This is a genomic window from Citrobacter sp. wls613 (assembly GCF_005281195.1).
Lineage (GTDB): Bacteria > Pseudomonadota > Gammaproteobacteria > Enterobacterales > Enterobacteriaceae > Citrobacter > Citrobacter gillenii.
The window spans coordinates 52533-65038 of the sequence record NZ_SZXN01000057.1 but is presented as its reverse complement, the minus strand read 5'-3'; the positions used below and the strand labels follow the sequence as shown (position 1 = coordinate 65038).

Sequence of the window (12506 nt, the reverse complement as noted above, 5' to 3'; positions counted from 1 at the left end):
AGGCGGCGGTGAGCCTCCCTTGCACGTTCACGGGCATCAGCGCTTCAGAGAAATGACACCACTCAGGTGAACGGAACCCTGAGCAATAATCACATGTTCACCCTACATGCTTAACTGAACGGCATTGCACTGTAATTTCAGGTATTCCTTATGCTTTTAAACCGCTGAGAAAACGTATTTTCATTTCTGCGAAGCGCCTTCCGGAATACGCTCTTGTCAGCATCGCGGATTAGCATTATCTTCTCGCTGCTCCTGCAAAATCAGGTGCCAGAATTAGCCTTCTGAACTCCTTCATCGGTGACGCAAGTATTTTTGTGTCGCACGCTTAGGTACACTTCAATGGTGGACCGGGCGGGGGCGTCGCAAGACGCACCGGTATCCGATGAGGCCGGTAAGGCTAACCCTGCTCGGTTCCACCACCAGTGAGATTAGCCTCTCCAGTGGTGGATGAAAATCACTCATCGGAGGCTGCCCTATGGCGACTACCCCTCTCTTTTCACACTCTTTATTTACCCTGCCCTTTAGCCATGCCACAGATTTCACCGAGCTGGCGGATAACTGCGAGCGTTTTGTCGAAGGACTTGTTGAATGCCATGACCCGGTTGAAAAACTGGCGATTTGTGCGCGGCTGTCGGCCTGTCTGGCACTATTGCAACCAACCTTAACGGAACCTGTACCGCATCACCTGCAAGCCAGCCTGACGGTGGAAACATTCCCCACCCGTTCTCCGCTCTTTGAGCCTGAACCCGACCAGATGGGGCGCTACTGTCAGTTACTAACGCACCTGCTGATGAGTAAAACGCTGTCTGACGAGATGGAACGCGTGGCAGGTGACTTACTGCAGGATCTGGTGGAATATTTCGCCGATACGCTAAAAGCACCGCGCTGGCTGAAAACAGAAGAAGGGTTGGTCGTGCTATAAAAAAGCCGGGTAGCGCTTACCCGGCCTACGGTGTGGAAATGTGCTCGTTTGTAGGCCCGGTAAGCGCAAGCGCCACCGGGCAATGCCCTCAGCTCAATAGCTGGAAAGCAATCATACCGACAATTGCACCGACCGTGCCGAGGATGGTTTCCATCATCGTCCAGGTCTTCAGCGTTTGCGCTTCGGTCGCACCAGTGAACTTACCGAACAGCCAGAAACCGGCGTCATTCACGTGACTGACCACGATAGAGCCACCCGCGATACAGATAGACAGGGCCGCCATTTGCGCGCCGGAGAAGTTCAGCTGTTCAATCACCGGCATCACCAGACCGACCGCCGTTAAGCAGGCCACGGTTGCAGAACCCTGAATGATACGCACCGCCGCTGCCAGCACGAAGCAGGTGATGGCAATCGGCAGGCCCATTCCGGTTAATGCTTCACCCAGTGCCGGACCGACACCAGAATCCACCAGCACCTGCTTGAATACGCCACCAGCACCGATCACCAGCAGAATAATCCCCGCCGGTTGCAGCGCATGACCGCAGATCTCCATCACTTTGTCTTTTGGCATCCCCTGGCGAATTGCCAGGCCGTAAATCGCCACCAGGCACGCCACCAGAATCGCGGTGAACGGGTGGCCGATAAACTCGAACCATTCGTAGGTTGAAGAACCGACCGGCACAAAGCGTGCGGCGATGGTTTTCAGACCCACCAGTACCAGCGGCAGCAGGATCAGCGACAGGCTGAAGCCGAAGGACGGCATTTTGCCTTCACCCAGATGCGGCTCGGTAATGTCTTCCGGCACGTGCAGCTCAACGTAACGGCTGATAAAGTTGCCCCACAGCGGCCCGGCGATAATCATGCCAGGGATCGCCGCACACAGGCCAATCAGGATCATCCAGCCAAAGTCGGCGTGCATCTGAGAAGCCAGCAGCATCGGCGCGGGCCCCGGCAGCAGAAACGCCGCCGCTGCCGCCACGCCCGCAAACAGCGGAATGACCAGCTTAACCAGGTTGGTACCGGTGTGGCGCGCCATCGAGAACGCCACGCTTATCAGCAGCACAATCGCCACTTCAAAGAACAACGGTAATGCGCAAATCAGACCGGCCAGGCCAATCGCATAGTGCGCGCGGCTGTGACCAAAGGATTTCAGCATTTTGACGGCAATCTGATCGACCGCGCCCGTTTCATGCAGAATCTTACCGAACATGGCACCGAGAGCGACCACAATCGCCAGGAAGCCCAGCGTGCCCCCCATCCCTTTTTCCATGGTGCCCGCGATTTTATCGAGCGGCATACCGGAAAAGAGACCTGCACCAATAGACACCACCATCAAAGCAACGAAGGCGTGCATACGCGCCTTCATTACTAAAAACAGCAGTAATAAAACAGACCCTACTGCTGTTAAAACAAGCGTTAATGTAGTCACTACTTACTGCCTTGGTTTATAACCTCAATGGTGCTCGCTACCACACCGTCCAGTGGTTGATCGATATCCACCACCAGTACATCGCTTTCGTCCGCACCCGGCTCTTCCAGCGCATCGAACTGGGTAACCAGCATCTGCGTTTTGAAGAAGTGACCTTTGCGCGCTTTCAGGCGGCTTTCAATCACGTCGAAGTCCCCTTTCAGGTAGATGAAAGAGAGATTCGGATTGCCTTCGCGAAGCAGGTCGCGATAGTGTTTTTTCAGCGCAGAACACACGATCAGCGAGACCTTGTTGGTACGCTGCATCGCAAAGGCGGCGTCATTGAGCGCCTGTAACCACGGCTTACGGTCGTCGTCGTTCAACGGCTCACCGGCGGCCATTTTCGTGATGTTGCTGCGCGGATGGAGAAAATCGCCATCAAGAAACGCGGCCTGCAGTTGATGCGCCACTTCGCTGGCGACAGCAGATTTACCGCTGCCCGATACGCCCATCAGAACGTAAACGTGGTGATCATGATTAGTCGTGCTCAAAGCGTTGCCCCCACTGGTACAAGAATCAGGAATTGTTACGGGTAACTGTTATCGGTAACATTGTCCAGCCGGACAAATGGAGAAGCAATATCCATTCGTGCTCGAAGTGTATAAGTGTGAGCTACGTCAAACTTGTCGGCTTAAATAGATCCGCCCGGTGACAAGGTGAAACCTAAATCTAACATTTTAGGTGTGACTGCTTCACCGCGGATACGCGCCAGCAGACGCTCAGCGCCAATGCTGCCCATCCGTTCACGCGGCGTGAGCACGCTCGCCAGACGCGGTTCCATCACCTGCCCGATGTCATGACCGTGGAAACCAGCAATCGCCATATCATCCGGAATTTTCAGCCCTAAGCGCTGGCATTCAAATGCCGCCCCGACCGCCAGGTCATCGTTAGTACAGAACACACCGTCCAGCTGCGGGTATTCACGCCGCGCCTGACGGATAAGCTCAATGCCAGACGAATAGGAAGAAGATTGTTCCACCATCACGCTATACGGCACCAGACCGGCGTCGCGCATGGCCTGCTCGTAGCCCCTCTGTTTGATGATAGTACGTTCATCCAGACGCGCTCCCAGATAGGCAATGTGGCGATGCCCACGCGCGATAATGGCGGCGGTCATCTGGCGGGCGGCTTCGAAGTTGTCAAAACCGACGGCGATATCAAGACACGGAGACTGGCTGTCCATCAGTTCAACCACCGGGATCCCCGCCACTTCGATCATTTTCAACGTACGCGGGGTGTGGCTGCGTTCGGTGAGGATAAGGCCATCGATATTCCACGATAGCATTGACTCCAGACGTTCCTGCTCCATCTCGGGCTTATAGCCGTAGTGCGCCAGCATGGTCTGATAACCGTGGCGGTCAGTCACGGCCTCAATGCCGCGTAACACTTCAGCAAAAACCTGGTTGGTGAGAGAGGGTAACAGCACGCCGATAGCACGACTGGTAGCATTTGAAAGGATATCAGGAGCACGATTGGGAATATAACCCAGCTCATCAAGTGCAGCGGCAATTTTGCCCCGCAGCGCCACGGAGACCTGCTCCGGGTTGCGCAAAAAGCGACTGACCGTCATTTTGGTCACGCCCACGCGGTCGGCTACATCCTGAAGTACGGGTCTTTTCTTTTTCATCGTCCTGAAGCGTTAAAAAGGGATAGATTCCCCAAGTTTACCACGGACGTGCGTGAACCTTCGCAGAGAAAAAAAGGAGTTTTTTATTGTGAGAAATACACAAAATCATTCGAGTTGCATCAAGGCGGCGACGCAGTAAATCCCCGGGAGCGTACATTAAGTACGCGACCGGGGTGAGCGAGGAAAGCCAACACAGATGCAGTTTGAAGGATGCCGTGTATTTTTATACAGGCGGCAAGTCAAACAGTAACACTTCGCTGTCGCTGTCGGCATGAATCGAAATGGCCTGTTCATCCCAGATTGCCAGACCATCACTGGTGGACGCTTTGGTTCCGTTGATGGTGACATTGCCTTTCACGACCTGGATCCACACGCGGCGTTCCGCGGCTATCTGATGTACCGATTGCTCATCTTTGAGCAGCGCCCAGCGATACAGCTCCATATCCTGGTAAACCTTCAGCGAACCGTCACGCGCATCCGGCGACAGCACCAGCTGTTTGCCCTGCGCGGCATCAAAACGGCGCTGCTCGTAGCGTGGCGTAATGCCGTTTTCCTGCGGAATGATCCAAATCTGATACAGGTGCAGCTTCTCGGTGTCGCTTGGGTTGTACTCCGAGTGACGGATCCCCGTCCCGGCGCTCATAATCTGGAATTCACCTGCAGGTACCTGCTCTTTGTTACCCATGCTGTCCTGATGCTCCACCGCACCTTCCAGTACGTAGGTCAGGATTTCCATGTCTTTATGGGGATGCGTACCAAAGCCCTGGCCTGCGTCGATCACGTCATCGTTAATCACGCGCAGTGCCGAGAACCCCATAAAATTCGGGTCATAGTAGTTGGCAAACGAAAAGGTATGCCAGGAATCGAGCCAGCCATGATTTGCATGACCACGGTCGTTTGCTTTGCGTAAGAAGATCATTGTGTTCACCCCCAGATGTTTTCGATGGAGTCAGTGTGGACTCAATCACTCAGGGATCATAGAGGGTGAAAATTGACGCCTCTGTTCAAAAAAAATGAACAAGCCCAGAGGCGTCACTTAGCGCTATTTGGCGAGGGTTATCGTGGCAGGCGTTGCCTGTTCAAAGGCGCGCTCGAGGATCTCGAGGTTAGTAAGAACGTCAGATTCCTTGACGTAATTAGGCGTACCGGTGGTCAGCGACTGATACAGCGCATCATAGACGCGGCCATAGTCGCCCACTTCCGGTTTCATCTCTTCTTTCACCGTGATGCCATCATCGTTGACATATTCCAGCACACCCACTGAATCATCGGCGGCAAAACCGGGTTCCCCCGGCATGATATTGGCCTTCAGGCTGGTCTCCTGCTGGTCGATACCGTATTTCACAAACGAGCCTTTAGTGCCGTGAACGATAAACTTCGGATAGTCGATTTTCACCAGGTGGCTGGTTTTGACGATAGCCTTCAGGTCACCGTAGAACAGCTGCGCTTCAAAGGTATCATCAGGATTCGCTTTGTTACGCAGGCTACGGATGTCATAGGCAACGTGGTCGGGACGACCAAACAACGAGATAATTTGGTCCATGGTGTGTACGCCCAGCCCATAGAATGCGCCGTCCTGCGGCAGACCCGGCTGGGTTTCCACCACCGGGCGGTAGTAGTCAAAATGGCTCTCCACTTCAACAATCTCGCCCAACTTGCCGCTCTCAATCGCCTTTTTGGCAGTGAGGAAGCAGGAATCAAAGCGACGATTCTGGTACGGCGTAACGATAAGCCCCTTGCTTTGCGCCAGTTCGAACAGCGCTTTTGCCTCTGCCAGCGTTGGTGTGAACGGTTTCTCCACCAGCACGTTTTTACCCGCTTCCAGCGCACGCTTTGCGTATTCAAAGTGACTGTCTGCATGTGTGCAGACGATCACCAGCTTCACCTGCGGATCGTTTAATACCTCGTCGAGGTCGCTGGTAAAGTGGATGTGTGAATATTGCGGTGCCTGCTCTTCCGGCTTGGCGTGACGACGGAAGATATGCGCCACGTGCCAGCTGTCTTTACGGTTGAGAACGTACGGTAAATGGTAACGGGTGGTGCTTTTACCAAACCCAATGAATGCGCAGTGTAAGGTCATGAGGCAATCCTTTTGAAGGTGATTGCCTACACCATAGCGCAAAGTGGGGGGAGACTGAATCCATCCTGTCATCGTGCCGGATGCGGCGTGGCCTTATCCGGCCTACAAAAGCAGTAGCCTCAAGATCGGCCGGCGGCGTCGCGGTCAGTTTGTTCACGGCAAGCGCGCAGGGCCCGGAGCGTACTAAATGTACGTGAGGAGCACGAGCACTTCCCGGGGACAAAATGGCAAGTAAGCCAGGCTGAAACAAAACCCCAAAAAAAAAGCCAGCAAAAGCTGGCTAAAGTAATACTGGAAGCAATGTGAGCAATGTCGTGCTTTCAGGTTCTCCGTAGGGTTCCCCTGAACGCAGAGCAATAATAATCATTCTCATTCGCACTTGTCCACTTCTTTTTGCAAAAAAATGCAGTTGACGGATTTTTCTTTCTCAGCGAGTGTAAATACACAATTAACCCTGCAGGAGATAAGGAATGAGTGAGATAGTGATACGCCACGCTGAAAAGAAAGATTACGACGCCATTCGTCAAATCCATGCCCAGCCGGAGGTGTATCACAATACGCTACAGGTTCCTCATCCTTCCATGGAGATGTGGCAAGAACGGCTCGCCGAGCGCACCGGTGTCAAACAACTGGTTGCCTGCATTGATGATATTGTCGTGGGGCACTTATGCATTGAAGTCACCCAGCGCCCGCGCCGCAGTCACGTCGCTGATTTTGGGATCTGCGTAGATGCCCGCTGGCAAAATCGCGGCGTCGCCAGCGCGCTCATCCGCACCATGATCGACATGTGCGACAACTGGCTGCGCGTCGAGCGCATTGAGCTGACGGTGTTTGTCGATAATGAGCCTGCTGTGGCGGTGTACAAAAAGTATGGCTTTGAAATCGAAGGGACCGGTAAGAAATATGGCCTGCGCAACGGTGAGTACGTTGATGCGTACTTTATGGCGCGCGTGAAGTAATGGTTGGGCGAGTCATCTCGCCCTTTTTATTGAAAGGACGCATCGTGAAAAAGGTTTTATCGCTGGTTCTGCTGGCAACGATTTCCCCCGGCTACGCCACGACCGTACAAAATGTGGATTCCATCCCCAACGCCATTCAACATCCGGAAGGTAAGCAGATTTTCGCCGAGCAAATGATGGGGGCAACGCCCGCCAAAGGGTTTGGTGAACTGCCGCAAGGGTTAGAGGTGGCGCAATGGATTAGCTGGGTTGCGCCGAATGAAGACCCCAAAAACCTGATTATGACCGGTGCCAAAGCCTGGGGCAAAAACGGGAAATACATTGGCGTCGCCTGTTTTGCCGATAATCAGGCAGAGGCAGAACAAACCAGGAAACGCGCAGATAACGGCTGTCCGGAAAATTACAGCACCAGCCGCGTCAATAAATTATATCTCGGCGTTTTTTCCTGGCAGAATCAACAGTTGCAGCCGATCGCACGTTCAGAAAAACCGCTGGACCAGCTCTCAACGTGGAATGAAAACGCCGAAGCGCAGAGTGATGATGAGTCCGTCAAACCGCTGGCTTATTACACCAAACTGGATCTGGCCCCTTATCGGATCGCACCCGATACTCTGGCATTCGGGGTACGCGGCGGGTACTCAAATGCGTATTCCGGCGGCGGTGCATTTTATGAAGTGCTGGAGCTCTACGCGATTAAAGACAACAAGATAATCAACGTGTTTTCCAACCTTGTTTACCAATATCAGGATATCGCCGGGGACTGGAATCAGGACGGAACGCGACAGCACGACATCAGCGAAAGTAAGTACATCCTGAAAATACGCGCGGCAAAGACCGCCGGTTTTTATGACGTAGAGCGTGTTAACCTTGAGGATAAAAGCAGTCGCATATATCGCTGGTCTGAATCACAGCAACAGTACGTTCCCTAGCTGACAGATAAGGCCTACAGCGTATAGCACGATGTAGGCCACTGATGTGAATAAAATAACATCAACAATTATTCTTTCAATATCCCCCCATTATTAAATATATAAAAACGTCTCTCCTTGGTTATTTATATTCAGAATCCCCTCAAAAATATTAACTTAAAATGAAACGTTTTGTTTCTGCTATATACGAACACCATCAGAAAGCGTAAATAAAAACAAAGAGAAAAATTACCATTTTTACGATAACACGTAATAAAAGGATAAGGATTTCATGAGTGATATCGTCTATCTGATGGTTTCAGGACAACAGCAGGGGGCTATTTCTGATGGATGTGGAACCATTGCATCCGTGGGTAACCGCTGGCAAATAGGGCACGAAGACGAAATTTTCACCTTTTCGTTCACTAATAGTATAACCAGTACTGGCGCAGGTTCTCATTTGCACGGACTGCGATTTTGTAAACTGATAGATAAAAGCGCCCCATTATTTGTTAATGCTATTAACAACAACGAGCAGTTATATATGGAGTTTTATTTCTACCGCATCAATAGATTCGGTAGATGGGAGAAGTATTATTATATTCAACTGCGGGGAGCATTTCTATCAGCCATTCAACACCAATTCAGCGAGAATAATTTAGATACAGAAACAATAACCATCAGCTATGAATATATCCTCTGCAAACATCTTATTGCCAACACTGAGTTCAGCTACCTGGCGTTGCCCGAAAACTACAACCGCCTGTTTATCCCCCCTCCCAAAACCCCCGCAGACAACGGCCTCAATACGTTAAACAGCAAAGGGGTTGGCAGACTGCTTGCCGCCGGAGGGATCTACAACGGGAATATCGACGGTTTCAGGGAAACGGCGGAAAAGCTGGGTGGTGATGCGATTAAAGGATATGATCAAGTCCTGAATGAAAAAACGACAGGTGCGTTACTTGCAGCAAGTTCAATTTTGTTAGCCAGACGTTCTAGTTTTGATTATTATCATGAAATTACCATCTATCTTGGAAAACTAAGAGGCGAACCCAAATTACTTTCTGGCGTAATCGTAAAAGAAATAAATTACACCCGAAGAAACCCAATAGAAGCAGCAGCATTACGAAAGGAATTCGATAGTACTATAAGGAAAAAGTTCATTATTGACCTTGCCAAAAAACCTATTTACACAAATAGATTTAATTCGGAAGATTTTTTAAGAATGCGTAACGGGAATGTTCCTCATAACTATAGTGTTCACCATAAATTACCATTAGATGATGGAGGAACAAATAGCTTTGATAATTTAGTACTAACAAAGAACGAACCCTATCACAAAATATTTACCAATATGCAATCCAATGTAACAAGAAAAATGTTACCCGGCGAAAGCAAAACAATACTCTGGGCAATCCCTTCAGGTTCAATTTACCCACTTAAGTAATATTGCAGGATTAAAGAAAAAATGAAGATTGAAGACCTTCTTGTTGAATTAAAAATCATGATGGATAACTTTGCTTATCCTATAGAAGATGCCATAAAAAGTTCATTTATTGAAAGCATCACAAAAAGAAACTCTAAAACTGAAACATCACCGATACTCGAACAATTATGTGATGAAGTCTGCATATTATTCTCTAATCAACCTGATTATTTAACATTCTTAGAAACAATGGATGGGTTTGAGTATAATGGATTAAGGATTTTCAGTCTTTCAATACCAGAATCTTTAGTTAATAACTTATTTATAGTGAACGAGTTTTATAGAAATAATGATGACTATATAAACCCTGATCTTGCTGAACGATTAGTCATTGGTGATGATAGTATTTCGTTATTCACCTATGATACTAAAACCTGTCTCTTTGAAATTAGAGATAACATCGGTACTGATAATGTATTTGGAACATTTAAATCCTTTACTGAATTTTTAAATGAAATTCTAGACACTGTTCGTTAATAAACACCAGGACACATAATGAGAAAATTGTCTTTAAATGCTTTAGAACAAAAAGAAAAGGAAATAAGCAAGAAAACATTAGGTGGTTATATATTACCAGACGAAATATTATCACAATTGGCCTCAGGAGTAATTATTGATGGTTACGACAGAGTTTTTGTTTTGTTCATACCTAAAAAACTTGCAAAAGATACAATAGACATTCTCAGAATAAGAATGAATATTTATTCTGAGGAGGGTTTTGTTGAATATGTTGGGCTTGAGCGAAAAAAGTAGAGAGCAAAACAATAAAGTCATGTTCTATAAGGGGAATGCTAGTGATCTCTTACAAAGAAGCCATAAACAAAGCCAATAAATATCTTTACGATGCGGATGCTCCTGTCGTTATCACACTCCATGGACGGTTTGCAGAAGGTTGGTTTTTTTGCTTCGAGTCCAGGGAATACCTTGAAACCGGAGACAACGCTGCCCGTCTGGCAGGAAACGCTCCATTCATCATCGATAAAGATAGTGGTGAAATCTTTGATTTAGGCACTGCCTGGCCGCTGGAGAAATATTTAAAAGACTACGAAGAAAGCAAAAAAACACGAAGCTACGCTTACTCGGATGCGATTAACTATGATAACTGAAACAGAGTTTAACGTACTGAAAGTTATGGCTGAAAAAGATATTGACTGGAACTGGATGAATCTGGATCGCACGCTATCTATGAAAAGAATTCCGGGATTCAGTAATGTCGTTAATATTGTGAATAAATTGGCTAGCGAGGGATTGGTAAATATCGAGGACAGCGGGCATAAGTCCATGCCTTACTATCGCGTATCTGAAAAAGGGTACAGGCTAATAAAGAATACAGATGCTGACAATAACGAACCATAACCACGTGAAGAATAATGCTGTTGAACCGACAAACCCTCTCCCACCGAAGAGGGCCGTCATTCTTAGTACCCCGCCGTTAAATCATCCACGGAGCGTGGGTCAGACGCGCCATACAGTGCGCCATCCGGCCCGACCATAATGCTCTGGGTGCTGCCCATCGCCTCTTTGAGCGCGACTTTTTGCCCTTTCTGTTTCAACAGTTTGATGGTGTCCGGGCTGAAGCCTTTCTCGATGCGCAGCTCATCCGGCAACCACTGATGATGGAAACGCGGTGCATTGGTGGCTTCGGCGACGTTCATTCCAAAATCAATGCTGTTGACCACCATTTGCAGCACAGTAGTGATAATACGACTGCCGCCAGGGCTGCCGGTAACCAGCCAGGTTTTACCGTCTTTCACTACGATGGTCGGCGACATGGACGACAGCGGGCGCTTATTCGGCCCTACCGCGTTGGCATCACCGCCCACCAGCCCGTAAACGTTCGGGACACCCGGTTTGGCAGAGAAGTCATCCATTTCGTTATTGAGCAGAATACCGGTGTTACCCGCCACAATACCGGTGCCGAAGGTGGTGTTCAGGGTATAGGTCACCGCCACGGCGTTGCCGTCTTTATCCACCACCGAGAAGTGGGTGGTTTGGTTACTTTCGTACGGGGCAAGCTTGCCCGGTTTGATCTGACTGGAGGGTTTGGCTTTATTGATATCGATCTGCTCGGCAAGCGATTTGGCATACGCTTTGTTGGTCAGCGCCTGCCACGGTACCTTCACAAAATCCGGATCGCCAAGGTATTCAGAGCGGTCGGCGTAAGCATACTTCTCCGCCTCCGCCATCACCTGCATGGCATCGGCGCTGCCAAATCCGTATTTCTTCATATCGAAGTTTTCGAGAATATTAAGGATCTGCACAATATGAATACCGCCAGAGGACGGGGGCGGCATCGAGAAGACCTGGTATCCGCGATAGTCGCCGCTAATCGGTTTACGCTCCACGGCTTTATAAGCGGCTAAATCGTCTTTGCTCATCAGCCCGCCGTTCTTCTTCATCTCCTCGGCTATCTGATCGGCAATCGCCCCTTTATAAAACGCATCCGGGCCATTCTCGGCAATCATCTCGAGGCTTTTCGCCAGGTTTTTCTGTACCAGCTTGTCGCCCTTTTTCAGCGGTTCGCCGTCTTTCCAGAAAATAGCTTTGCTGTTCTCGTGGTTGGGGATCACTTCGCTGCCGTACGTTTTGAGATCGTCAGCCAGCGCATCGTTTACCACAAACCCCTCTGCCGCCAACTTCATCGCCGGGCGTACCACTTTGTTGAGCGGCAGGGTGCCGTATTTCTCCAGCGCCAGCGAGAATCCGGCCACGGTCCCCGGCGTGCCGGAAGCCAGATGCGAGGTTAGCGATTTTTTACTGTCCGGATTGCCCTGATCGTCGAGGAACATATCACGCGTGGCGTTAGCCGGCGCCATTTCACGGAAATCAATAGCGGTCGTATTCCCGTCTTTGGTGCGCAGCAGCATAAATCCACCGCCGCCCAGGTTCCCCGCCTGGGGATGCGTCACCGCCAGTGCATACCCCACGGCCACGGCAGCATCTACCGCGTTACCCCCCTGCTTTAAGATATCTACCCCAACCTGCGTGGCCATCGCATCCACGGAGGCAACCATCCCCTGCTGCGCGCGCACGGGATGGAACACATCTTCTTCCAC

The 12506-nt window shown here is 50.0% G+C and carries 14 protein-coding genes; 8 read left to right on the top strand and 6 right to left on the bottom strand.

Annotated elements, in window-relative coordinates; translation table 11 throughout:
• Positions 1-475 precede the first annotated feature (475 nt).
• A complete protein-coding gene (locus FDX01_RS12640; RefSeq protein ID WP_117342474.1) occupies positions 476-922 on the top strand; it encodes a hypothetical protein in 447 nt (148 codons plus the stop codon).
• An 88-nt stretch (positions 923-1010) separates the two neighbouring features.
• On the opposite strand, the gene gntU is transcribed toward FDX01_RS12640, so the two are convergent.
• From gntU to FDX01_RS12615, 5 genes are all read right to left on the bottom strand, one after another.
• On the bottom strand, positions 1011-2351 hold the full coding sequence (gene gntU, locus FDX01_RS12635; protein WP_137399873.1) for a gluconate transporter: 1341 nt from the start codon (positions 2349-2351) through the stop codon (positions 1011-1013).
• On the bottom strand, positions 2351-2881 hold the full coding sequence (gntK, locus tag FDX01_RS12630; protein WP_096759246.1) for a gluconokinase: 531 nt from the start codon (positions 2879-2881) through the stop codon (positions 2351-2353). Before gntK ends, gntU begins: the two co-directional genes overlap by 1 nt.
• 140 nt (positions 2882-3021) lie before the next feature.
• Positions 3022-4017: a gluconate operon transcriptional repressor GntR gene (gntR, locus tag FDX01_RS12625; RefSeq protein WP_096759245.1), complete on the bottom strand. Its 996-nt coding sequence runs from the start codon at positions 4015-4017 to the stop codon at positions 3022-3024.
• A gap of 223 nt (positions 4018-4240) precedes the next feature.
• The gene (gene yhhW / locus FDX01_RS12620; RefSeq protein WP_115257283.1) at positions 4241-4936 is read right to left on the bottom strand and encodes a quercetin 2,3-dioxygenase; all 696 of its coding nucleotides are present in this window, start codon (positions 4934-4936) and stop codon (positions 4241-4243) included.
• A 123-nt stretch (positions 4937-5059) separates the two neighbouring features.
• Positions 5060-6097, bottom strand: coding sequence for an oxidoreductase (locus FDX01_RS12615; protein ID WP_137399872.1), 1038 nt, complete (start codon positions 6095-6097; stop codon positions 5060-5062).
• A gap of 470 nt (positions 6098-6567) precedes the next feature.
• Here FDX01_RS12615 and yhhY point away from each other — a divergent pair, with 470 nt between their 5' ends.
• The 7 genes from yhhY to FDX01_RS12580 all read left to right on the top strand — a co-directional run bounded on the left by yhhY (position 6568) and on the right by FDX01_RS12580 (position 10806).
• Positions 6568-7056: an N-acetyltransferase gene (gene yhhY / locus FDX01_RS12610; protein WP_096759242.1), complete on the top strand. Its 489-nt coding sequence runs from the start codon at positions 6568-6570 to the stop codon at positions 7054-7056.
• A gap of 44 nt (positions 7057-7100) precedes the next feature.
• A complete protein-coding gene (locus tag FDX01_RS12605) occupies positions 7101-7985 on the top strand; it encodes a hypothetical protein (RefSeq protein WP_135911279.1) in 885 nt (294 codons plus the stop codon).
• A 271-nt stretch (positions 7986-8256) separates the two neighbouring features.
• Positions 8257-9411, top strand: a complete 1155-nt coding sequence (gene tssD / locus FDX01_RS12600; protein ID WP_137399871.1) for a type VI secretion system tube protein TssD — start codon at positions 8257-8259, stop codon at positions 9409-9411.
• 21 nt (positions 9412-9432) lie between these two features.
• Complete coding sequence (locus FDX01_RS12595; RefSeq protein ID WP_135911277.1) at positions 9433-9927, top strand: YrhA family protein; 495 nt, start codon at positions 9433-9435, stop codon at positions 9925-9927.
• 18 nt (positions 9928-9945) lie between these two features.
• Positions 9946-10203 (top strand): hypothetical protein, encoded by a 258-nt coding sequence (locus FDX01_RS12590; RefSeq protein ID WP_137399870.1) that lies wholly within the window; start codon positions 9946-9948, stop codon positions 10201-10203.
• A gap of 41 nt (positions 10204-10244) precedes the next feature.
• Entirely contained in the window at positions 10245-10556 is a 312-nt protein-coding gene (locus FDX01_RS12585) for a YrhB domain-containing protein (protein WP_135911276.1), read from the top strand.
• The gene (locus FDX01_RS12580) at positions 10546-10806 is read left to right on the top strand and encodes a MarR family transcriptional regulator (RefSeq protein WP_135911275.1); all 261 of its coding nucleotides are present in this window, start codon (positions 10546-10548) and stop codon (positions 10804-10806) included. Before FDX01_RS12585 ends, FDX01_RS12580 begins: the two co-directional genes overlap by 11 nt.
• 62 nt (positions 10807-10868) lie before the next feature.
• Here FDX01_RS12580 and ggt read toward each other — a convergent pair.
• The coding region (ggt, locus tag FDX01_RS12575; RefSeq protein ID WP_249360965.1) for a gamma-glutamyltransferase at positions 10869-12506 on the bottom strand (1638 nt) is incomplete at its 5' end.